Below are 21,134 nucleotides of genomic sequence, written 5' to 3' on the forward strand. Positions count from 1 at the left end.
GGACCAATCTATCGTCCCGGCAGGTGTGCTGGCTCGTTGACGTCTGCCATGTTGTGTCGCAAATAGGCCGGTTCGCGCCAACCGGCAGTGGCTTCGAAGAGTCGGGCCGCCGAGACGGCCTCGGGAATGTTGTGCATGCGCAGGACCCGGGCGCCGTTCATCAGGCAGATCACTGCCGCGCTCAGGGATCCGGCCAGTCGTTCGGATTTGGGCTGGTCCAAGGTCTCACCAATGAAGTCCTTATTCGATACCGCTGCCAGCAGTGGATAGCCCAATGCCGCCACCTCATCCAGCCTGCGGGTCACTTCCAAAGTGTGTCGGGTGTTCTTATTCAGATCGTGTCCGGGATCGATGATGATCTTTTCCCCGGGGACGCCCAAACTCCGGGCCAACTCGACCTTGCGCTGCAAAAAACCGGTGATATCGCCGACCACGTCCTCATAATGGGGGCGCGGGTAGACAGTGCGCGGTTTGGCCAGTGAATGCGTGATGACCAGATGCACCCCGGCGTTGGCGACCACCCGGGCCAGATCCGGGTTGGAGATCCCGGTGGTGTCGTTGATAACGTCGGCGCCGGCGGCAATGGCCGCCTCGGCGACCCGCGGTTGGAAAGTGTCGGCGGAGATGATCGCATCGGTTCGCTCGCGGATGGACCTGATGACCGGGACCACCCGTTCGGCCTCTTCCTGCCAGTGAAGTTCCGGCCCCGGAGCAAACGGCACCCCGCCGATATCCAGCCACTGCGCTCCAGTGTGAACGGCAGCCAGCGACGCATCGACAGCGGCGTCGAGGGCAAAGGTCGCCCCGCCGTCGTAGAAACTATCGGGGGTCCGGTTGATGATCGCCATCACCGCGACCTGCTGCGAAAAGTCGATTCGACGATGCGCGAAGTCGTGGACTGGATGAACGAGATGGGGTAGATACATGCTCACGGGGTCAGGCTCCTCGGGACGGGTCCCCTCAGTTCTACCAGCCCCCGGACTTGTAGGGTGGAGGCATGGCCATGACGTTCGCCGGGGCAGAGCCCGGACAGTGGATCGCCCACGCACTCCAAAAGGTCCTCTCGACCCGACCGCCGGCGACAACGGTAGCCGCGCAGATCCCCGCAGGATTCGACGCCTATGCCCGGATCTTCCACCCGGCTGCCGATGAGGACGGAAACCCTGTGCGCTGGTCCGATATCGCCCTCCAACGCGGAACCGTTCTGCATGCGGGCGCCCAGTTCTCCGCGGTCTCCGGCATCGACGACACCGGGATGGCCTGGACCGAAGACGCTTGGGACGGTGAAGCGCCCACCGGTGACGGCCTGCCGGTCGCCGACCTGGCCGCGGTGGCCGAGCTCATTTCCCGTCATGCGGGGCCCGAGGCTTATCTGGGGTTGTGGGACGGCTATGCCTTCATCCGTGGTGGGGACGCTGTCGAGGTGCTCGGCACCGACGAGCCGCCGACGGACCCCGACATAGCCCAGCGCGAGGCACTGCTCCGTGAACAGCTCAAACGCCCGGCCTTCTCCGCCGACGTGCTTGAGGGCGGGAAACTCGAGATCGGGCCCGAGGGCTACCGCTCCTATTACCTCTTCTTCGGCAGCCTCGAGGATGTGGCCTCCCCGCTGTGGAAAGCGGGGCAGGGCTTTGCCGAACGGCAGGCACCAAACCTGGCGTGGGGGACCGACCGCTCCTGGATGTTCTCCACCGAGCTCTACGAGGACTCGACCATCGTCGGTGGCCCAGCGGATCTCATCCACGAGCTCTGCCACGACCAGCGTCTCGAAGCCCGCGCCATCACCCTCGACACCGATTTGGGGATCAATGGTGACCGGATCAACCCTGCTCCGGAGCATGACGGGTACTGACATCCGCCGCTCCGGCGGTAGAATCGAGCGGTGTCCGCCACCCAGCCCGTGTATTTCGATCACGCGGCGACCACGCCCATGACGGCGTCCGCGCTCGCCGTGCTGACCCAGGAATTGAGCCGTACAGGGAACCCATCCTCCCTGCACGGTGCAGGTCGTCGTGCCCATACCGTTGTCGAGGAAGCCCGCGAGAGCCTTGCCGCGGCCGCCGGGGCACATTCCTCGGAGGTCATCTTTACCTCCGGTGGTACGGAATCGGACAACCTGGCGGTCAAGGGGCTCTACTGGGCCCGTACCGCGGCAGAACCGGCACGCCGGAGAATCCTGTGTAGCACCGTGGAACACCATGCCGTGCTGGACACCGTGGAATGGCTGGCCGCCCATGAAGGGGCAGAAATACGTTGGATCGGCGTCGATGAGACAGGGCGGATCCGGCTCGATGAATTCGAGGCCGAAATTGCCCGGGACCCCGGCACGGTGGCGCTGGCGACCCTGATGTGGGCGAACAACGAAGTCGGTACCGTCCAGCCGGTCGCCGAAGCGGCCTCCATCGCGGCGGCCTACGGCATTCCGCTGCACTCCGACGCCGTCCAGGCGTTTACTTCCCTCGAGGTGAATTTCCGGGCCTCCGGCCTGGCCACGATGGCCATCAGCGCCCATAAGATCGGCGGCCCCGTCGGCATCGGGGCACTGCTGGTCCGTCGCGATATTGTCCTCACCGCAGTACAACACGGCGGCGGCCACGAAAGAGCCTTGCGCTCGGGGACCTTGAATACTGCCGCAGCGGCCTCCTTTGCCGCGGCAGCCAGCGAGGCAGTCGGCCATCTCGCGGCCGAATCCCAACGGCTGGCGGGACTGCGGGACTCCCTGATTGCCGGCGTCCGCCAGGCGGTACCCGATGCCGAACTCTCCGGGCCAGCCGTTGAAGGCGCCACCGGGGACCGGTTGCCGGGCAACGCCCATTTCACCTTTCCCGGCTGCGAAGGGGACTCGTTGCTCTTCGTGCTGGACATGCTCGGCGTGCAATCCTCCACCGGCTCTGCCTGCACGGCAGGGGTACCACGGCCCAGCCACGTGTTGCTGGCCATGGGGCGCACGGAGGAGGCGGCCCGTGGGGCCCAACGGTTCACGATCGGGCACACCACCACGGCCGCCGACGTCCAAGCCCTGGTCGCGGCCCTGCCCGAAGCGCATCAGCGGGCGAAACAGGCAGGAATGGCTGCCAAGAAAAGCAGGATCCAAACAGCAGGAACAGGATTAAAAGTATGAAGGTATTGGCAGCAATGAGCGGCGGGGTCGACTCCGCAGTGGCGGCGGCGCGTGCCGTGGACGCCGGGCACGACGTCGTGGGCGTGCACCTGGCGCTGTCCCGTATGCCGGGAACCCTGCGCACCGGCAGCCGGGGCTGCTGCACCGTGGAGGATTCCAATGACGCCTGGCGGGCTTGTGACAAGCTGGACATCCCCTACTACGTCTGGGACTTCTCTGAGCGCTTCAAGGAAGACGTCGTCGACGATTTCATCGCCGAATACGCGGCAGGACGCACCCCCAACCCGTGCATGCGCTGCAACGAACGCATCAAGTTCGCAGCCCTGCTCGAGAAGGCGCTCGCCCTGGGCTTCGACGCCGTGTGCACCGGCCATTACGCCAAGGTCATCACCGATGCCGAGGGAAACCCGGAACTACACCGCGCAGCCGATTGGGCCAAGGACCAGTCCTACGTGCTCGGGGTGTTGACCCATGAGCAGCTCGGCCACTCACTGTTTCCGTTGGCTGACACACCCTCCAAGGCCGAGGTGCGCGCCGAAGCCGAGCAGCGCGGCCTATCGGTCGCCAAAAAGCCGGACAGCCACGACATTTGCTTCATCCCCGATGGTGACACCCGTGGCTGGCTCGAGGAACGCATCGAACTCAAGGAGGGGGAGATCCTGGATCATGAAGGCAACTCCGTGGGCAGCCATCCTGGAGCCAACGCCTTCACCGTCGGCCAGCGCAAGGGGCTGAAGATCGGCCGTCCCGCTTCCGACGGGAAACCGCGCTTCGTGTTGGAGATCCGCCCCAAGGACAACCAGGTCGTGGTCGGCCCCAAGGAGCTGCTCTCGGTCGATCGACTGCGGGGAATCAAAGTCAGTTGGGCGGGCCTGCCGCTGAAGGAAGCGATGGCCGGGGAACGCTTCGACTGCATGGTCCAGGTGCGTGCCCACGCCGACCCCGTCGAAGCCATTGGTTGGCTTGAGGAAGCAACGGGGGAGGACGGCGAATCGGTTCGCGAACTCGTCGTCGATGTCAGCGACCCGCTCCAGGGAGTCTCACCGGGACAGACCATGGTGATCTACCAGGGCACACGCGTGCTCGGTCAGGCGACCATCGACACGGCACGCAGCCTGTCCTGGGACCCTGCCAGCATTTCCTCGTAGAAGATCCTGGCGGGGTGCGGCAGGGAATTAGCTGGCGGCCTCGTCGACGACCCCGGTCAGCCGGCCAGCGACCTGCTCGTACTCACAGCGCACGCGTCCGGCAGGGACCGCGGACAGTTCGCTGGGGGAATGGGTGTCACAGAACACGAAATCAAAGTCGGGCCACCACTTCTTCGGGCGGGCCGCCTCGGCACGCCCGCAGACCGTGCAGACCAGATGAACCCAGACGGGGCGCTTCCCCTGCCGGTTCTGCCGTGACTGGATGAGCCATTGCGGCGGGTCGGCCTGCAGCGCGGCGAGGTGGGATTCTTCGAGCCGGCTGGGGATCCCATGTCGGGTGGCCATCTCGAGGGGGATGTCCAGGGCAATCGCGGCGTCTCGTCTAGTCATCATGGCCCTTCCACTCTAGGCCATCGGCGCCCGGACCCCCGCGCTGGCATTAGGGTGGAACCGGCCTTCCCATCGACCTCCGAGGTGCTCGCCCATGCGATCGATCAGACTGAAACCCATCGTCTACTATGTCGTGATCGCCTATGCGTTGGCGTGGCTCGTGGCACTGCCGCTCTGGCTCGGAGGCCAGGGGCTGGGGGACCCGCTTTTCACGCTCTACGCCTTGGTCATGATGCTCACCCCGACCGTGGCGGCCCTCGTGGTCACCCGCTTCGCCGAACCGACGGACCAGCGCCCCGGTGGCCCCGGAATCGCCCGGAGCCTGGGTCTGTGGCCGCTCAAACCCGTGGGGCCATTGCTCGCCTTTGTGGCCGCCGGATGGCTGCTGCCGATGCTCTTGGTCATGGGAGGGCTGCTGCTGGGGGCCGTTCTGGGCCTCTACCCGGCAGATTTCGCCCAGTTGCCGGTGCTGCGGGGGCTGATGGCCCAGCAGGCCCCGCAAGCGGCCGAGCAGATCATGTCCATGCCAGCCGCGCTGCTCATTGCCTCGCAGCTGTTCAACGTCCTGCTCGGTTCGATCATCAATCTGGTTCCGGCACTGGGCGAAGAGATCGGTTGGCGTGGCTGGCTGGTTTCCCGGCTGGAACCGTGCGGAAAAACGGCGACCGTGCTCATCTCCGGCATCATCTGGGGGCTCTGGCATGCCCCGTTGATCCTGCTGGGCTACAACTATCCGGGTGTTCCTGGCTGGTTGAGCTTGCTGGCCATGTGCGGGATGACGATCAGCTTCGGTGCCGTATTCGCCTGGTTGCGCCTGGCATCCCGAAGCGTCTGGCCGGCAGCCCTGGCCCATGGTTCCCTCAACGCTGCTGCCGGGCTGTTTTTGGTTTTCGCATCCACCTCGGATCTTGACATGCTCGTCATTGCACCGCTGGGCTGGACCGGATGGATCCTCCCGCTGATCCTGGCCGGCCTGCTGCTGTGGAAACTGCCGGTGAAGCGGCAGCGCACCGCGTAATACCACCGGGTATCGGGCCCGCTCCCAACTAGGATGGGAACCATGAGCAATGAGCCGCACGCCCAGCCCGCCACGGGTGAGGACTACGACCCCACCGCCTCCTCCCTGGCCGGGAGCGTGGACCCCGAAGTCATGGAGGAATTATTGTCCGTGCGCGGAAGCATCGACAATATCGACGCCACCTTGATCTATTTGCTGGCCGAGCGTTTCAAGGCCACGCAAAAGGTCGGTCATCTCAAGGCGGAGCACCAGCTGCCTCCTGCGGATCCGAACCGCGAGGTCGCCCAGATCGCCCGGTTACGCAGGTTGGCGTCCGAAGCACATCTGGACCCTGCCTTTGCCGAAAAGTTCCTGAATTTCGTGATCGACGAGGTTATCCGCCATCACCAGGCCATTTCGGCCTCGCGGGCCCCCGAGGGAGGCGAAGAGAGCTGAGCAGTGTCCGCGCTACCGGTCAGGGGCCGTTGCCCGGGACCGACCCGCTCGAATCCACCCGCATCATCCGTGGTGAGCTCGGCGCACCCCATCTTCCGCATCTGATCCAGTTGCCCGATCGGGGGGTCGGATCAGATGCCCTGGGCCGCACCGCCAGCCTTTTGACCGAGCTGTACGTCGACGTCCAACCCCATGGTTGGCGTCTAACCGACCGGCCCGGCCGGGACTACCGTCGCGCCGTATCGGCCCTGGGCACCGATCTGGGCGTATTGGGCGATGTCATTGGAACCGCAGGAAACGCTCCGGGCGCCCTGAAGGTCCAGCTGCGGGGTCCCCTCTCCCTCTCCGCGGGAATCTCTTTGCACCACGGGGAAAAAATCCTTTCCGACGTCGGCGCCCGACGAGACCTGGCCGATTCCTTGGCCGACGGGGCAGTAAAACATGTCCATGACGTCCAGCGGGTCACCGGTGCCACCCCGCTGACCGTGGTCGTGGAAGAGCCGGAAGCCGCCGCGGTCCTCGGCGGTGCGGTCCCCACCGCCAGCGGGTATAGGAACCTGCGGGCCGTGGACCGGCAGGAAGCAGCCAAACACTGGAAGGGCCTCGTCCAAGGACTGCGCGAGGCCGGGGCGGAAACCGTGGTCCTGGCCCCGGGGACCGGATTCCCCGCGGGAGGCCCCTCCTGGCCCGAACTGATCACCGACTCCCTCGCCGCGGGTTTTGACACCGTCTGCCTCGACGGGCAACGCGCCGAGCTGGCCGCCTGGGAACGCTGCGCGGAACTCGTGGACCAGGGCGGCCAGCTCTGGCTCGAAACCCTGAACCCTGAGCAGGAACTGCTGGGAGTGAAGGCAGCAGTGCAGGCGGTCCACCGACGCTTCCGCATGCTGGGACTGCCGGATGCCCTGCTCGGCGCGGTGACCCTCATGCCGGCGCCCGGCTTGGAAACGACCACTCCCGAGACCACCCGGCGGGTGCTGCGCCGGATCACGCAGACGGCCGAGGCCCTGGACCAGGTCCGGCTGGGCGGTTGAGCCCCACAGGTGAAGGAAAGCGTGGACACCGGATGCTAGCGAGCCTCAGCCTTCCGAGCACTCTTCGGGCCCCCGGGGGCGTCCTGACCCTACGCCGCGCGCAGATGGAAGATGTACCGGCTCTCATGGAGCTCTTGGCCGATGACGGGCTCAGCGCCTCCCGGGGTGATGGGGGCCGCGGCCACGACCCGACGCCCTACAGGGTGGCGTTGCAGGCCATCATGGAGGACCCCGGCAACGACGTCATCCTCGCCGAGGACCCGGAGGGCAGTGCCGTGGCAACCATGCAGCTCACCCGGACCCCGGGCCTGGCCCGCCGCGGCAGCACCCGGCTGCTCGTGGAGGCGGTGCGGGTGGACAGCGGGCATCGGTCCGCGGGTATCGGTTCCGCGATGATGCACTGGGTCATCGAGACGGCCGCTCCCGCCCTGGGTGCCTCCCTGGTCCAGTTGACCTCAGACGCCTCCCGGGCAGAAGCCCACCGGTTCTATGAACGGTTGGGATTCGTCGGTTCGCATATCGGTTTCAAATACCGGCTGTCCTAGGCCTGATCGTGGCTGCCGAACCTCAGGGCCAGCAGTTCCAGCGTCTGGAGGGCACAGAGCTGTTGGTGGCTGCGCAGGTTCGGGCTGGTGGGCAGTGGCTCACGGGTGCCCGTGGCCGCGTAGTAGATGAACAGAGCGGATAACCACGTGTCGAGGTCAGCGGCGTCGGCTGTGGACGTCAGCTCCCAGGAGGCGATCTCCTGAAGGTCCATACCGCCGTCGTGCATCTGGGGCCAGAGGACCACCCAATCGGCCCAGCCCGGGCCGCTGGCCAGGAAGTTCCAATCACAAATCCACGCGGTGCCCGCGGGGAAACCGCAGGACGGTGCACTGGAGATGAGCACGTTATCGGCGCGCAGGTCGTTGTTCAGCGGGACGGGACCGTGCAGTGCGGTCTCGATGCGGGAGGCGGCCTGCAGGATGGACCTGGCCAGTTCGTCACCGGATGGCCCAGTGAACCAGGAGGGCAGATAGTCGGGGCGCCTGCCGATATCCAGGACCAGATGACCCCCGTCTAGTTCGGAGATTCCGGCGGCCCATTGCTCTTCGAGGAGTTCAAGGGCGGGCAACGCTCCGGCAGCGTTCTCCAGCAGCCGGTTGGTGAGCAGACAACTGTCATGGATGGCCCGGGCATCGGAGAGGGTCCACGGTGCGCCGGGCATCCACCCGTCCAGAGCCGTGGTGGCGAAAACCCGCCACCCGGCCAGGACATCATCTTCGACGAGCTGCGGGATCGGGGCCCCCGGGGGGAGTGCCGCCAGCACCTCGACCTCGCGGGCATAGGCCGGGGCGATGTGCGGATCATCCACCGGGATGGCCTTCGCGAAGAGCGGACGCGGGCCACGCAGTACGGCGGCAAACCCGTGGGTGAAACCACCGCCAGCGATTTCGACGGCATCGATGCGTCCACCGACCCAGTCGCTCAGCAAGTCCCTGACGGGAGCGGGAAGGTCCAGCCAGCCGGGACGGCGGGCCGTAGAGGTGTAATCCAGCCCCGCTGCCGGGGCGGAAACCTTGTCATTGCGCATCCATTCCACCATTCTGGGATCGGGTCCACGGGCCCGCCGACACACCGTATACCGCTTCGGGAGGCACCACCATGGCCGACGTCGTTCTATTCCACCACGCATTGGGGCTGACCCCCGGCATCGAGGGGTTCGCCGAACTCCTGCGGGCCGGGGGACATACAGTACACACCCCGGACCTCTTCGACGGACACAGCTTTGACACCATCGACGAGGGAGTGGCCCACGCTTCGAAGATCGGCTTCGGGGAACTGGTGGGCCGCGGTACCCGGGCGGCGGAGGAGCTCGGACCCGAACTGGTCTACGCGGGATTCTCCTGGGGTGTCCTCCCGGCCCAGAAACTAGCGCAGACGCGTCCCGGGGCGGCCGGGGCTCTCTTCTTCTCCTCCTGTGTACCCGTCACCGAGTTCTCGCCCAGCTGGCCCGCAGCGGTCCCGGTACAAATCCATGCCGCAGAAGAGGACCCGTATTTCATCGACGGCGGCGATCTCGAAGCAGCCCGCGACCTGCTCGCCCACGCTCCGGTAGCCGAGATGTTCCTCTACCCGGGAGGTGGCCACCTGTTCACCGACTCCTCCACTGCCGAGTACGACGCCGGGGCGACGGATACGCTGCTGGCCCGGGTCTTGCAGTTCCTTGGCTCCCACTGATCCCGGAGGCTGTTGTGGCCCCACCGGCCCACCCGATACCGGCCGGGTGGTTCAAAGTCGCCCGGTGGCCTTGAGCCGGATGTAGGTGTCGGCCAGCAGGGGAGGGAGTTCCCACGGGGTGGCGTCAACGATTTCGGCGCCCACGGCACGCAGCTGGGTTTTCAACGCCTCCCGCTGCTGCAGGGTCCTGGCCGCGGCGGCCGCCCGGTAGACGGCACCAGCATCCGAGACATCGGCGGAACGTTCGTCCAGCACCGGGTCGCGCACGGCGGCGATCACCACCACATGTTGGGAGGTGAGCGCCGGCAAAACGGGCAGCAGTCCCTCCTCCACGGCCCCGGAGTCCAACGCGGTCAGCAACACCAGTAGCGAGCGGTGCGTGGAGATGGCCCGAACTTGTGCCGGCAGACCAGAAAAATCGGCTTCGATGAGTTCTGGCTCCAAGGGGGCCATCGCCTCGACCAACTGGTTGAGCATGACGGCCTTGGAGGCCGATTCGACCCTGGCCCGTGGCCTGCGGTCATAGGCCAGGAAGTCGACCCGGTCCCCACCGCGTTCGGCCAGCACTGCCAACAGGAGGGAAGCCTCGATTCCGGTGTCCAGACGTGGCTCGTCGGCCACCCGGGCCGCCGAGGTGCGGGAGGTATCCAGAACGATGACCACCCGACGGTCCCGTTCGGGACGCCACGTCCGCACCACGACGTTCTGCCGGCGCGCGGTGGCCCGCCAGTCGATGGAGCGCACGTCGTCGCCGCGGACGTAGTCGCGAAGCGAATCGAATTCGGTGCCGGCACCCCTGACCTGGATGGCCGCTCGCCCATCCAATTCGCGCAGGCGCTGGAGTTTGGAGGGCAAATGGCGTTTGGCGTGGAAGGGAGGCAACACCCGCAGGGTGCCTTCGCTGGAATGGGTGAGCTGACGGGCCGCCAGACCCATCGGCCCCGAGGACCTGACGGTGGTGTGGTGCACCGACAGATCGCCGCGGCGTACCGGTTGCAGGCCGATCGCGAAGGCCCGGCGCTCGCCGGCCGGCAAATCAACAACACGCCGGGTGTTCCTGGCCCCGGCGGAGGGCTGCCAGCCGTCGCGGACGAAACCCCGCAAGCGGCGTGCTCCGGCATTGCGCAGAAAGAGCTGGGCGGTGGCCGGCTCACCCAGGCGCACACTGCGCGGGATGGCCCGCTCAATGATCACCGACCGGGGTGAGGCGGCCAGCGAGATATCGAGTCCGGCCAGTGCCACCAGCACGCACAGGGTCACCACGATCGTCAGGACTCCGGGCCAGAGGATGACGGGCACCAACCCCGCCAGGGCCAGCCACACGAAACGGCGGTATAGGGCCATGCCGTGCCCTAGCGGGGGACCGGCACGGTGGCCAGGATGGACTGCAGGACATCATCCGCTCCGACACCGTCCATCTGGGCCTCGGGCCGCAGGGAGACCCGGTGACGCAGGCAGGGAAGGGTGAGGACCTTGACGTCGTCGGGGGCCACGAAATCACGGCCGGAGAGCCAGGCCCAGGCCCGCGAGGTGTTCAACAGGGCGGTCGCCCCACGCGGGGAGACGCCCAGCTGGAAGCTGGGGGCATTGCGGGTAGCCCGGGCGATATCGACGATATAGCCGATGACCTCCGGTGACACCGTCACCTGCGCCACGGCCCGGCGGGCTGCCGCCAGATCATCGGCACTGGCCACCGCACGGACCCCGGCTGCCGCCAGATCACGGGGGTCGAAACCGGCGCCGTGACGGCGGATGATCTCAATTTCGTCCTCGCGTTCGGGAAGATCCATGGTCAGTTTGAGCAGGAACCGGTCCAACTGGGCCTCGGGAAGCGGGTAGGTGCCCTCGTATTCGACGGGGTTCTGCGTCGCCGCCACAATAAACGGCTCGGGCAACAGGCGGCTGATCCCGTCCACGCTGACTTGACGCTCTTCCATGGCCTCCAGCAACGAGGCCTGCGTCTTGGGCGGGGTCCTGTTGATCTCGTCCGCGAGCATGATGTTGGTGAACACCGGGCCTTCGCGGAAGCTGAAATCGGCGGTGTTCGCGTCGTAGACCAGCGAACCGGTGACATCGCCAGGCATCAAATCGGGTGTGAACTGCACCCGTTTGGTATCCAGGTCGAGTGCTGCCGAGAGGGTGCGCACCATCAGGGTCTTCGCGACGCCGGGAACCCCTTCCAGGAGCACATGGCCCTGGGCCAGCAGGGCGATGAGGAGCCCGGTGACCGTGGCATCTTGTCCCACGACGGCCTTGGACACCTCGTGACGTACGTCCAATAGTGCTTGGCGGACCGTATCTGCCTCTTTGACTTGTTCGCTCACGGGATCCCGATCTCCTTTTCGACGGTATGCAATTCTTGGGCCCATTCGACCAGGCCGGCGTCGCCGGTGATCCGATCGGGGAAGTAGAGGCGGCGCAGGCGGGAGCCGGGGATCCCCGATTCCTTGGCGGCCGTGGCGACGATGTCATCGGCGCTGGAGACGTGTCCAAGCCGTAGATACCCGGCCAGGCGGTCCAAGGAGGCGGAACGCAGGGCGGCGACGGCAGCGTCGATGGCCTGCCCGTCCCGGTAGAGGCGCGCCCTGCCCTCGGCGGTCTCCGAAGCAGGGACGACGACGGGAAGCGGCTCGGTCACCAGTGGCCCGTCGCGGCGGGCCCTCCAGAGGATCGCGATGACTCCCACGAGCATCAGCCATCCGGTGGCAGGGGTGACCCAACCGGGCAGTAGTTCGAAGGGGTTTGCTGCCGGACCGGTGAACACCTGATCGGCAGCTGTGGGCTGATACCAGATCAGGTTCGGCTCGGCACCCAGGGTGCGCAAAGCCAGCGGGGCATGGCCGAAGTCCAGCACATGGCCGTTGTCCAGAACAGCGGGATTCCCCAGAACCGTCGTCGTACCCTCCACGACGTAACCATAAGCATCCTGGCCGGAGGTCCCGTAGGAGAAGCACCCGTGGGCGGCCCGGTACATTTTCCCGCCGGCGGCGGCCTCACGGGTTTCGTCGGCGGCCGGCACGGCACAGTGCGTGGCCACCGGAGAGTCGGTATCGGTCGGGACGACCCCTGCGGGCCGGACCGACGGGGCAAAGACACGAAGCTCCGCGAAACCCGGTTCCACCAGCACCGCCTTCCCGGCGGCCTCATCCAGTTCGGTGAGCTGCTCCTGATTCAGGAACCCGCCCGCGTCGTGGAGTAACAACGTGGAAGCCCCGTCCCCTGCCCGTAAGGCTGCCAGGGCGTCATCGAATCCTTCTGGTTGTTCCACGGTGATGTCATGGTTCGCCAGGACTCGTGCCACGGCCTTCCCGCCGTCGGGTGCTGCATTTTGCGGACTCAGGACACGGGTGTCGTTCGGTCCATTGGCCACGGCATAGTAGATGGCCGCGAGCACGGCGAGGAGGGCAATGACGATCCAGAGTCGCCAGGTCCGCCAGCGGCCCAGCCACACCGAACGGGCGGACTCCGGGCGCGGGGCCGTCAAGAGGCGTTCGCCGTCGTTCATTCGCGTCATCGTGGCACCACCAACCCCGGCGTTGTCGGGGCGGCACCGGGGGTGGCGGTGGAGAGCTGCTCCTCGAGTTCGGCCAGCCAGCGGACGTCTTCGGCGGTGGGCTCATGATGGCCGTAATGCACCGTGTTGAAGAGCGTCGCTGCCGCGTGCAGCGCCGATGCCATCTCGCCGAAGGCCAGCCCGAGTGACGTGGAGACCTCGCTGGCGGTGCGTCCGGGTTGGGGGTCCAGCAGGGTGCGTTCCTCGGCCCGGGCCAGCAGGGCGCGGAAGCGTTCGAGTACGGCGGTGGCATAGTCGGCAGCGAGGAAGGCACGATCTGCCCGACGCCGGTAGTCCTGGGCGCTGAGCGAAGCATCCAGGTCCACGGCTGCACCTGCCGTTTGCGCCCGACGGGCCCGGCGTTGCAGGCGGGGACGGGCGAAGAGGATGATCAGCGTGATGACGATCGCCAGGGCGAGCAGGACCACCAGCCACCCCAGATTCGGGGTCAGCGCATTCAACGACTCCACCCATTGGAGGAAGTCGCCCCACACCTGTTTCAGGAAGACCACGATGGGGTTCGGCAACGCCCGGGCATACTCCTGCCGGGCCAGCTCCTGGATCAGGTCGCCGGTGGCTTCGTCCCGATCAGGAAAATAGGTCAGGGCCTGCAGGTGGCTGGGGAGTAGCGGGGACATCGGGTCAGTTGCCCGCCGGGTATCCGGGGTTATATCCGCTTGTGGCGACGCTCGGCAGCCCGGGGATCGGGGCATCGACGCCGCTATCGAATTCCCGCAGCAAGGTCATATCGAAGCCGTGACGACGGATCCGCAGATCGGTGTAGAGCAGCGTGGTGACCGAACATTCGTAGGCGAAGCCCAGCCCCGTGGCGATGGCCGTGAGAATCGTGGTGACGAAGCTGATCTTCACCAATAGGCCGACAGCCGCCGCAGGATCGTCGGGGGCCAGGAATCCTCCCAGCATCCCGGCGATCATGCTCAGCGGGGAGGTGATGAGGCTGGCGATGATCCCCACGATGATGCCGGTCAGCAGCAGGATCCCCAAGCACCTCCACCAGGAGGACTTCACGAGGCTGAAGGATCTGGCCATGGCCGCCAGGGGCCGCAGATCCTCCGCCACGAGGGCATGGACGGTGAACGTCAGCTTGATCGACACCCAGATCGCCGTGGGGATGGCCACGACCAGAACGATGGCGGCGGTGGTGAAGGTGGCTGCCGTGCTGGCATTGAAAGCCACCACGGCGACGATGCCGGCGCAGAGGGCCAGGGCAGCGATTCCGGCGATCAGGAACAGCAGGGCGACGAGCAGGATCCTGCCGATGGAGGGGCGCAAGATCCTGAGGGCCTGACCAAACCGGGTCTTGCGGTTCAGCGTTGCGCGCAGCACGGGAATGGTGATCGCACCTTGGACAATGAGCAGGAGGAAAACCGAGAGGAGTCCAGCCGCCAAACTGCCGCCGACCATGGTGACCAATGACCCCGTCAGTGCGGTGAAATCGGGTTCGGCACTTTCCACGAAGGAGGGGTCGGCGATGGCGGAGAACAGCGGAATGGCCACGAGTGCGCTGATGGTCCCGACGAAGAGTTGAACGATCACCGATAAGCCCAAGGTGGATCCTGCATTACGGCGGATGGCCTGGAAAGCGCCGTCGAGCATGTCCCCAAAGCCGAGCGGGCGTAGCGGGACGACCCCCGGTTTCGGCGGGGGGACATAACCGTACGGGCCCGCCGGAGGCATTCCTTGTCCGGGCGGGGGCATCCCCGGACCGGGGGCCGCTTGGCCTCCCCAGGAACCGGTAGCCGATCCGCCCCACCCCTGGCCTGGAGGGGCACCCCAACCCTGTCGTGGCGGGTTCTGCCAGCTGGGAGCCACCGGCGGTTCGAAACCCCCGGGGGCCGCGGGATGGGCGGCAGCATCCGGTTCTCCCGCGTCGCGACCGGTCTCGGAACCGGGGCGCTCGTCGGGATTGGGTGGGTTTTCAGTCATGGCGTTGGTGCCCCTAGCATCGCGTCAGTGTCGGGACCAGCCTAACGGGATGCGGTGCGCCGCTGCAGGGGGCGCACCGCTGACCCCTATAGTGGGGGGCAGGTTCAAAGAGACACCAGTGAGACGTTCAGACGGAAAAGGGGTGCCATGAAGGCCCGAGTTTTAGTGGTCGACGATGACGAGGCGCTGGCCGAGATGATCGGTATTGTGCTGCGCAACGACGACTTCGACCCGGTCTTCTGTTATGACGGGGCGCAAGCATTGGACACGTTCAGAGAGGTCAAACCGGACCTGGTCCTGCTGGATCTGATGTTGCCCGGGATGGATGGCATCGAGGTCTGCCGGTTGATCCGTGCCGAAGCCGATGTCCCGATCGTCATGCTGACCGCGAAATCCGATACGGCCGACGTTGTCCGTGGACTGGAATCGGGGGCTGACGACTACGTTCCGAAACCCTTCAAACCGGCAGAGCTCATTGCCCGGGTGCGGGCACGGATGCGCCCGGGGGAGAAGCACGCCCCGGAGACACTGAAAATCGCGGACTTGGTCATCGACGTGGCCGGCCACTCGGTGACCCGGGCCGGGGAACCGATCTCCTTGACGCCGCTGGAATTTGATTTGCTGGTGGCGTTGGCGAGGAAGCCGTGGCAGGTCTTCACCCGTGAACTGCTCCTCGAGCAGGTCTGGGGCTACCGGCATGCCGCCGATACCCGGTTGGTCAATGTCCATGTACAGCGTTTGCGTTCCAAGGTCGAAACCGATCCGGAGAACCCGGAAGTCGTCCTGACCGTGCGCGGGGTCGGATATAAGGCCGGACAGGGCTGAGCATGGACACTTCCGCCGCGGACACCCCGGCGGCGGAACCCGGCGACGGGGAACCGCCGGTCTCCCAGGCTTTTTTCCGGCGCCCGCGGGCCACCCTTGAAGGCTCCCGGTGGAAACGCATGGTCACCGCGTGGCGACGTTCGCTGCAGTTGCGGGCCGTGGCCACCACCGTGCTGCTCTCTGCCCTGGCCATGCTCGGGGCCGGCATTTTCCTGTCGAACCAGATCGCCGACGGCCTGTTCCAGGAACGCTTCAACCAGGTCCAGGAAGAATCGGTCCGTGGCCTGAACCAGGTCAAATCCAATTTTGAATCCGCAGCCACCACCGACCGGTCCAGCACCGTCGCCTTCGTCAACGACACGTTGAAACTGGTCGAAGGTGATGGTGCCAGCGTCCAACGTGACTTCATCCTGACCCCGCTACCCAGTTCGGAAAACATCTATGTCACCAATACGGCCAGTGGCGGACTGACCACTGCCGTCATTCCCGACACCCTGGCCTCGACGGTCAAGGACAGCCCCGGGGTTTATTGGGAATCGATTAGTTTCCCGCACGCCAGCTACGACACCCCTGGTCTGGCGTTCGGGACGACGGTCCAGTTGCCGCCGGGACGCGACTACGCCCTGTATCTGGTGTACGACCTCGATTCGGTCCAGCAGACCCTGGACTTCATCCACCGGGTGCTGGCCATCGGCGGGGTTCTGCTGCTCTTCGTCACCGGCGGGATCGCCTGGTACACCACGCGTCTGGTCGTTCGCCCGGTCTCCACAGCAGCCTTGGCTTCGGAGAAACTGGCTGCCGGTCAGCTGCAGGAACGTCTAGAGGTCCACGGTGAAGATGAAATCGCCCGGCTGGGGACCTCCTTCAACCGGATGGCTACCAACCTGCAGGACCAGATCACCCAGTTGGCCACGCTGTCGCAGATGCAACAGCGCTTCGTCTCGGACGTCTCTCACGAATTGCGGACCCCACTGACGACGGTCCGCATGGCCGCCGAAGTACTTCACGACGCCCGCGAGGACTTCGACCCGATCAACCGGCGCTCCGCCGAACTGCTGTACAACCAAGTCGAGCGCTTCCAGACCCTGCTCAACGATCTCTTGGAAATTTCCCGGTTCGATGCCGGTGCCGCACTGCTGGATGCGGAGGTCCTTGACCTGGTACCGGTGGTTCGCCGGGTCGTGGATACCGCGAGCCTGCATGCCGAGAACCTCGGATCCGAATTACGGGTCCACCTCCCCGAGGAGGGGTGCGCCGTGGAAATGGACCCACGCCGCATCGAAAGGATCATCCGCAACCTGGTGATGAACGCCGTCGAACACGGCGAAGGAAATCCCATCGACATCACGGTAGGCCAGGACGAATACGCGGTCGCCGTCACCGTGCGCGACCATGGCATCGGCATGGACCCCGAGGAAGCCTCGCGGGTGTTCGACAGGTTCTGGCGGGGTGATCCGGCCCGGGCCCGAACCACGGGAGGCAGCGGGCTGGGACTATCCATCGCCACCGAAGACACCCGACTGCACGGCGGTTGGTTGCAGGCCTGGGGCGAAAAGGGTGAAGGAGCCTGCTTCCGGCTGACCCTGCCCCGGCATCTGGGTGACCTGCTCGGATCCTCCCCGCTGCCACTGATGCCCCATACCCAACTAGCGCTGGGCCAATCGCTGGGCACGGGGGAGTCAGCCCCCTATACGGCGTCCTTGCCCACCCTTCCCACGGGGAATCTTGCGTTGCCCGGCTCCATCCTTCGGGCCGTCCCGCCCTCCGAACGGGCCACACACGAACCCCCTGCCCCGGAAGCCGCCCGGGCCGATGGCCGGGTTTCTTCTGCGGGCCGTGAGGACGATGATTCGGACGATCTTGCCGATGATGAACCAGACACAGGAAGACCGGGAGGACCCCATGCGTAGGCACGGGACCAGATACGACGGGCGGGCCCGGGCCTCTATGGTGCTCAGCGCCCTCGTCGCCGTCCTGCTGGTGCTCACCGGATGTGCCTCGATTCCTACGTCCGGGCCCGTCGGAACGAGCGCGCCCGAAGCTGCCGGACAGTCCGACTTCGACTACGCCTTCGACCCTCCAGGACCAACGGAGGATGCTTCCCCACAGCAGATCATCGAAGGTTTCCTGCGGGCAGGCATTGCCCCACAAGACGACTACAGTGTGGCCCGCGAATACCTGGCCGCTGAACTCTCGAGGGAGTGGCGGGCAGCAGACCAGACAACCGTCTACGCTTCGGAACCCAATATCGTGGAGAACGTCGAAAAGGGTAGCTACACGGTAGAGGTCTCCGAAACCTCAAGTATCGACGAATACGGCCTGCTCACCCGCAAGGAGAAACAGACCACGAAGTCCGTGGATTTCGAGCTGACCAAGGAAGACGGCCAATGGAGGCTCTCCAAGGTGCCCAACGGCACGATGATGGAGGAGGGAAGCTTCGCGATCGTGTTCTCGGCGTACCCGCTGTACTTCTATGATTCCACCAATACGTATGCCGTGGCCGACTACCGGTGGTTCGCCACACGTCAGGGCCTGTCCGCCACCGTGACGGCAGCCCTGCTCGCTGGCCCTGCCCCGTACCTGCGCAATGCCGTCGGCAGTGCCTTCCCCGAAGGCAGCGAACTGGCGCGCGCCTCGGTCCCGGTGGAATCCAAACGAGCCACGGTGGACCTGAACGAGGCGACGTTCACCGACGCGACCGAGCTGCAGCGCCAACTGATGCAACAGCAGATCCAGCTGACACTGAGCCAGATCCAGAACGTCAACACGGTCACGATGACCGTCGCCCAGCGGGCCGTCAGCCTGGGCAGCGTAGCCGAGGGGTTCACGAAAGCCATCGTCGATGCTTCGGTCCCGAACACCCAGATCGCGATCGCCAATAAATCCTTGGTCTTCTACCAGGGCAACGGGGTCGTGCGGGTGGGAGGGGTCCAAGACATCTCCGCCTATAAGCCCCGCGACCCCGCCATGTCCCCGGCGGATAACCGCTTCGCCTTCCTGAACGGCAAACGCACCCAACTTTTCACTGTTGATGAATCAGGGGTGGCCCACGAGGCGACGAGCGGCCAGAATCTCCTGCGTCCGAGCATCGATGTGCACGGCTGGACCTGGACGGTCGGCAACGACGGACGAACCCGGGTGCGGGCGACGCCGTCGGATACCAAAAAGGACGGACCTTCCCGCCAAGTCAACGCCGGGTGGATGTCCAACGCCGATGTGACCTCCCTCCGGGTTTCACCCGATGGGGCCCGAGCGCTCGTGATCGCTAAAATCAAGGGGAAGACGGGGGTCTACATCACCGGCATCATCCGCGACAGCGAAGGGGTGCCTCGCGGGTTCACCGACCCGCTGGAGCTCGACGCCTCGGTCCCGGCAGAACAGGGAGTATGGAACTCCTCGAATTCCGTGGTCGTGATGAAACCCAGCAAAACCAAGGCAGTCCAAGCCGAGGAGATCTCCTTGGACGGAACCACCAAGGAATTGGAGCCGCTGTTGGGGATGACCAATATTTCCGCGGGCCCCGGGGATCAACGAACGGTTTACGCCGAGACACCCGACGGGGTCTACTCGCAGGTGTTTTCCACCTGGAAGAAGCGTGAAGGCAAGGCCAGCCAGCTCGCCTACCCGGGATAACACGGAGGCCGTCCACAACCGACCTGCCGGGACTTCCCCCGCGGTGGCTCCGCAGGGAGCATGGCGGCATGGAATACCCGCAGCTACCCGAATCCTGGGCCCGCGGACTGGACTCGCTGGTCTTCTCCGCAACGGTCCAGGGGCCGCTGACGGCGTTGGCTGAGCTCGGTTCGGTGGCCGCGCCCAGCGACTGCGTTTACTGCCGCAGCCCCGACGCCGTGATGTGCCGAACCTGCCGAGGGGCGTTCCGCGCAGCGACCGTGCGCCCCTTTGAAGCGCAGGAAGGAGCCGAATCCTTGCCACTGGACCCGGGGGGAGAGCCTTTGCCCGTGATGGCCGCCGGGATCTATTCTCGCGAAGTCTCAGCCGCCGTTCTGGCGTTCAAGAACCGTCAACGAGTGTCCCTGGCAGGGGTTTTGGGGCCAGCCCTGGCAGGGGCCCTCCGGCTGGCAGTAGATCGTTTCGATAGTAGCGTTCTGCTCGTCCCGATCCCCTCGACCCGCCTCGCACGAGCCCACCGTGGATACGCTCCGGTGGATGTGCTGCTGGCCTGGATCCAGCGACGGGCCCTGCTGCCGCCGTCCACCACCAGCGCCCGGCTCCTGCGGGTCCGCCCCGGGCCGCCGTGGGCGGGGGCAGCACAGAAGAGTAAGGGACGCAGGGCCCGCGCGGGCAGTGCCGTGAAAATGGTCCTGCTCCCGCATCCACGAATCCCCGACCGCCCGGTGCTTCTGGTGGACGATGTCCTCACCACCGGTGCGACGCTGGCCCGCGCGCATCACCAACTCCAGGCTGCAGGGGTCCGGGTGGAGGGTGCCGTCGTCGTGGCGGCCACCGCGGCACCGCGACACCACGAAGGCTCCGACCTCGATGAACCTGGCCCCATAGGCGCCGACACGCCAGCCGGTGGACGAGCCGCAGACCCGGCATTTCATGATTTCCCACCACTTGCGTGACACGGATCACGAAATGAAGGGTGGGAAGGCTTGATTAACCAGCGCCCTGGATTACGGTTGAGTATGGGCACCTCACCAAGAGGAGAAGAACCCATCTTCAGCGGTTGAAAGGAGAGACTTTCAGCCGCTGTCGTGTCACCCGAGGTCAGTAGGAGGACACCATGGAGATGAACATCACCGGGCGCAACGTGACGGTATCCGACCGATTCCGCGAGTACGCGGACGAGAAGACGGACAAGATCGAGCAGTTGGCCAGCAAGGTCCAGCGCCTCGATGTGAAAGTCACCAAGGAACCCAACGCCCGGCAGGCCGAAGCCCAGCTGACAGTGGAAATCAGTGTCGTGGGCAGCGGACCGGCCATCCGTGCCGAGGCCAAGGCCGCCGATAAGTTCGCGGCCTTCGATACCGCCTTCGCCAAATTGCTCGAGCGGTTGCGTCGGGCTCGCGATCGGAGGAAAGTTCACCACGGTCGCCAGACACCGAAGGCCGTATTCCAGGCGACGTCGACACTGGAACCGGTCAGCAGCACCATGCCCCTGCATGAACAAACCCGCCAGGAACAAGACCAGGAGCGAGAAGCAGCCGAAGCTGCCGCGGAAAGCCCCGTCGAAATCCGCCGCAAGGTCTTCCCTTCCGAGACCATGAGCGTGGACGATGCCGTGGACCGCATGGAACTCGTCGGTCACCCGTTCTACCTCTTCGTGGATGCCGAAACCGGTGTCAGCTCGGTGGTATACCGCCGGCGGCAATGGAACTACGGGGTCATCACCCTCGATGACAACCACTCCGACGAGGAGACCGTGGAAACGCGGAAGTACCGTGGTTCACAGGGTGCCGCCGTCTGATGACGGTGC

General features: G+C 65.7%; 21 protein-coding genes. 13 read left to right on the top strand and 8 right to left on the bottom strand.

What is annotated here, in order from left to right:
* Nucleotides 1–8 precede the first annotated feature (8 nt).
* The gene (gene folP, locus FM101_RS11490) at nucleotides 9–926 is read right to left on the bottom strand and encodes a dihydropteroate synthase (RefSeq protein WP_086999709.1); all 918 of its coding nucleotides are present in this window, start codon (nucleotides 924–926) and stop codon (nucleotides 9–11) included.
* Between the two features lie 71 nt (nucleotides 927–997).
* Between folP and FM101_RS11495 the strand changes: the two genes are divergently transcribed.
* The 3 genes from FM101_RS11495 to mnmA are packed head-to-tail and all read left to right on the top strand — an operon-like array spanning nucleotide 998 to nucleotide 4,269.
* Nucleotides 998–1,852: a hypothetical protein gene (locus FM101_RS11495; RefSeq protein ID WP_086999711.1), complete on the top strand. Its 855-nt coding sequence runs from the start codon at nucleotides 998–1,000 to the stop codon at nucleotides 1,850–1,852.
* 30 nt (nucleotides 1,853–1,882) lie between these two features.
* Nucleotides 1,883–3,121, top strand: a complete 1,239-nt coding sequence (locus FM101_RS11500; RefSeq protein WP_281255517.1) for a cysteine desulfurase family protein — start codon at nucleotides 1,883–1,885, stop codon at nucleotides 3,119–3,121.
* Nucleotides 3,118–4,269, top strand: a complete 1,152-nt coding sequence (gene mnmA / locus FM101_RS11505) for a tRNA 2-thiouridine(34) synthase MnmA (protein WP_086999713.1) — start codon at nucleotides 3,118–3,120, stop codon at nucleotides 4,267–4,269. The genes FM101_RS11500 and mnmA overlap by 4 nt, the downstream gene beginning before the upstream one ends.
* A gap of 27 nt (nucleotides 4,270–4,296) precedes the next feature.
* Here the strand turns inward: mnmA and FM101_RS11510 are convergent, their stop codons facing one another.
* Complete coding sequence (locus FM101_RS11510; RefSeq protein WP_086999715.1) at nucleotides 4,297–4,662, bottom strand: hypothetical protein; 366 nt, start codon at nucleotides 4,660–4,662, stop codon at nucleotides 4,297–4,299.
* 91 nt (nucleotides 4,663–4,753) lie between these two features.
* Between FM101_RS11510 and FM101_RS11515 the strand changes: the two genes are divergently transcribed.
* The 4 genes from FM101_RS11515 to FM101_RS11530 all read left to right on the top strand — a co-directional run bounded on the left by FM101_RS11515 (nucleotide 4,754) and on the right by FM101_RS11530 (nucleotide 7,691).
* Nucleotides 4,754–5,677, top strand: coding sequence for a CPBP family intramembrane glutamic endopeptidase (locus FM101_RS11515; protein WP_086999717.1), 924 nt, complete (start codon nucleotides 4,754–4,756; stop codon nucleotides 5,675–5,677).
* Between the two features lie 42 nt (nucleotides 5,678–5,719).
* Nucleotides 5,720–6,112, top strand: a complete 393-nt coding sequence (locus FM101_RS11520; protein ID WP_086999719.1) for a chorismate mutase — start codon at nucleotides 5,720–5,722, stop codon at nucleotides 6,110–6,112.
* Nucleotides 6,113–6,141: 29 nt separating this feature from the next.
* Entirely contained in the window at nucleotides 6,142–7,146 is a 1,005-nt protein-coding gene (locus FM101_RS11525) for a hypothetical protein (protein ID WP_245806690.1), read from the top strand.
* A 104-nt stretch (nucleotides 7,147–7,250) separates the two neighbouring features.
* Nucleotides 7,251–7,691: a GNAT family N-acetyltransferase gene (locus FM101_RS11530; protein ID WP_342744388.1), complete on the top strand. Its 441-nt coding sequence runs from the start codon at nucleotides 7,251–7,253 to the stop codon at nucleotides 7,689–7,691.
* Here FM101_RS11530 and FM101_RS11535 read toward each other — a convergent pair.
* A complete protein-coding gene (locus tag FM101_RS11535) occupies nucleotides 7,688–8,719 on the bottom strand; it encodes a hypothetical protein (protein WP_143269279.1) in 1,032 nt (343 codons plus the stop codon). The two genes, FM101_RS11530 and FM101_RS11535, sit on opposite strands and share 4 nt — an antisense overlap.
* Before the next feature lie 71 nt (nucleotides 8,720–8,790).
* On the opposite strand from FM101_RS11535, the gene FM101_RS11540 reads away from it, so the two are divergent.
* A complete protein-coding gene (locus FM101_RS11540; RefSeq protein ID WP_086999727.1) occupies nucleotides 8,791–9,366 on the top strand; it encodes a dienelactone hydrolase family protein in 576 nt (191 codons plus the stop codon).
* 51 nt (nucleotides 9,367–9,417) lie between these two features.
* Here FM101_RS11540 and FM101_RS11545 read toward each other — a convergent pair whose 3' ends face one another.
* From FM101_RS11545 to FM101_RS11565, 5 genes are read right to left on the bottom strand one after another with little or no spacing between them, the layout of a single operon-like run.
* Complete coding sequence (locus FM101_RS11545) at nucleotides 9,418–10,710, bottom strand: DUF58 domain-containing protein (RefSeq protein WP_086999729.1); 1,293 nt, start codon at nucleotides 10,708–10,710, stop codon at nucleotides 9,418–9,420.
* An 8-nt stretch (nucleotides 10,711–10,718) separates the two neighbouring features.
* Entirely contained in the window at nucleotides 10,719–11,690 is a 972-nt protein-coding gene (locus FM101_RS11550) for an AAA family ATPase (RefSeq protein WP_241895433.1), read from the bottom strand.
* A complete protein-coding gene (locus FM101_RS11555; RefSeq protein WP_143269280.1) occupies nucleotides 11,687–12,880 on the bottom strand; it encodes a DUF4350 domain-containing protein in 1,194 nt (397 codons plus the stop codon). The genes FM101_RS11550 and FM101_RS11555 overlap by 4 nt, the downstream gene beginning before the upstream one ends.
* A complete protein-coding gene (locus FM101_RS11560) occupies nucleotides 12,877–13,557 on the bottom strand; it encodes a DUF4129 domain-containing protein (protein WP_179204312.1) in 681 nt (226 codons plus the stop codon). Before FM101_RS11560 ends, FM101_RS11555 begins: the two co-directional genes overlap by 4 nt.
* Nucleotides 13,558–13,561: 4 nt before the next feature.
* Nucleotides 13,562–14,866: a glycerophosphoryl diester phosphodiesterase membrane domain-containing protein gene (locus FM101_RS11565; RefSeq protein ID WP_143269281.1), complete on the bottom strand. Its 1,305-nt coding sequence runs from the start codon at nucleotides 14,864–14,866 to the stop codon at nucleotides 13,562–13,564.
* A gap of 147 nt (nucleotides 14,867–15,013) precedes the next feature.
* On the opposite strand from FM101_RS11565, the gene mtrA reads away from it, so the two are divergent.
* The 5 genes from mtrA (at nucleotide 15,014) to hpf (ending at nucleotide 21,125) form a co-directional block, all read left to right on the top strand.
* On the top strand, nucleotides 15,014–15,691 hold the full coding sequence (gene mtrA, locus FM101_RS11570; protein ID WP_086999738.1) for an MtrAB system response regulator MtrA: 678 nt from the start codon (nucleotides 15,014–15,016) through the stop codon (nucleotides 15,689–15,691).
* A gap of 2 nt (nucleotides 15,692–15,693) precedes the next feature.
* Nucleotides 15,694–17,601: an MtrAB system histidine kinase MtrB gene (gene mtrB, locus FM101_RS11575; protein WP_086999740.1), complete on the top strand. Its 1,908-nt coding sequence runs from the start codon at nucleotides 15,694–15,696 to the stop codon at nucleotides 17,599–17,601.
* Nucleotides 17,558–19,324, top strand: a complete 1,767-nt coding sequence (locus FM101_RS11580) for an LpqB family beta-propeller domain-containing protein (RefSeq protein ID WP_179204313.1) — start codon at nucleotides 17,558–17,560, stop codon at nucleotides 19,322–19,324. The genes mtrB and FM101_RS11580 overlap by 44 nt, the downstream gene beginning before the upstream one ends.
* A gap of 68 nt (nucleotides 19,325–19,392) precedes the next feature.
* Complete coding sequence (locus tag FM101_RS11585) at nucleotides 19,393–20,280, top strand: ComF family protein (RefSeq protein WP_086999745.1); 888 nt, start codon at nucleotides 19,393–19,395, stop codon at nucleotides 20,278–20,280.
* Nucleotides 20,281–20,441: 161 nt separating this feature from the next.
* A complete protein-coding gene (gene hpf / locus FM101_RS11590; RefSeq protein WP_086999747.1) occupies nucleotides 20,442–21,125 on the top strand; it encodes a ribosome hibernation-promoting factor, HPF/YfiA family in 684 nt (227 codons plus the stop codon).
* The last annotated feature ends 9 nt before the right edge of the window (nucleotides 21,126–21,134 follow it).

This window comes from Arthrobacter rhombi, assembly GCF_900163545.1.
GTDB lineage: Bacteria > Actinomycetota > Actinomycetes > Actinomycetales > Micrococcaceae > Arthrobacter_H > Arthrobacter_H rhombi_A.

Bases quoted from the DNA above. Each gene is read 5' to 3' on its own strand.
- FM101_RS11555 (WP_143269280.1), bottom strand. From the start codon at position 12,880: ATGACGCGAATGAACGACGGCGAACGCCTCTTGACGGCCCCGCGCCCG.
- folP (WP_086999709.1), bottom strand. From the start codon at position 926: ATGTATCTACCCCATCTCGTTCATCCAGTCCACGACTTCGCGCATCGT.
- FM101_RS11535 (WP_143269279.1), bottom strand. From the start codon at position 8,719: ATGCGCAATGACAAGGTTTCCGCCCCGGCAGCGGGGCTGGATTACACC.
- FM101_RS11545 (WP_086999729.1), bottom strand. From the start codon at position 10,710: ATGGCCCTATACCGCCGTTTCGTGTGGCTGGCCCTGGCGGGGTTGGTG.
- FM101_RS11520 (WP_086999719.1), top strand. From the start codon at position 5,720: ATGAGCAATGAGCCGCACGCCCAGCCCGCCACGGGTGAGGACTACGAC.
- FM101_RS11585 (WP_086999745.1), top strand. From the start codon at position 19,393: ATGGAATACCCGCAGCTACCCGAATCCTGGGCCCGCGGACTGGACTCG.
- FM101_RS11565 (WP_143269281.1), bottom strand. From the start codon at position 14,866: ATGACTGAAAACCCACCCAATCCCGACGAGCGCCCCGGTTCCGAGACC.
- mtrB (WP_086999740.1), top strand. From the start codon at position 15,694: ATGGACACTTCCGCCGCGGACACCCCGGCGGCGGAACCCGGCGACGGG.
- FM101_RS11540 (WP_086999727.1), top strand. From the start codon at position 8,791: ATGGCCGACGTCGTTCTATTCCACCACGCATTGGGGCTGACCCCCGGC.
- FM101_RS11560 (WP_179204312.1), bottom strand. From the start codon at position 13,557: ATGTCCCCGCTACTCCCCAGCCACCTGCAGGCCCTGACCTATTTTCCT.
- FM101_RS11530 (WP_342744388.1), top strand. From the start codon at position 7,251: ATGGAAGATGTACCGGCTCTCATGGAGCTCTTGGCCGATGACGGGCTC.
- FM101_RS11510 (WP_086999715.1), bottom strand. From the start codon at position 4,662: ATGATGACTAGACGAGACGCCGCGATTGCCCTGGACATCCCCCTCGAG.
- mtrA (WP_086999738.1), top strand. From the start codon at position 15,014: ATGAAGGCCCGAGTTTTAGTGGTCGACGATGACGAGGCGCTGGCCGAG.
- mnmA (WP_086999713.1), top strand. From the start codon at position 3,118: ATGAAGGTATTGGCAGCAATGAGCGGCGGGGTCGACTCCGCAGTGGCG.
- FM101_RS11580 (WP_179204313.1), top strand. From the start codon at position 17,558: ATGATGAACCAGACACAGGAAGACCGGGAGGACCCCATGCGTAGGCAC.
- FM101_RS11495 (WP_086999711.1), top strand. From the start codon at position 998: ATGGCCATGACGTTCGCCGGGGCAGAGCCCGGACAGTGGATCGCCCAC.
- hpf (WP_086999747.1), top strand. From the start codon at position 20,442: ATGGAGATGAACATCACCGGGCGCAACGTGACGGTATCCGACCGATTC.
- FM101_RS11515 (WP_086999717.1), top strand. From the start codon at position 4,754: ATGCGATCGATCAGACTGAAACCCATCGTCTACTATGTCGTGATCGCC.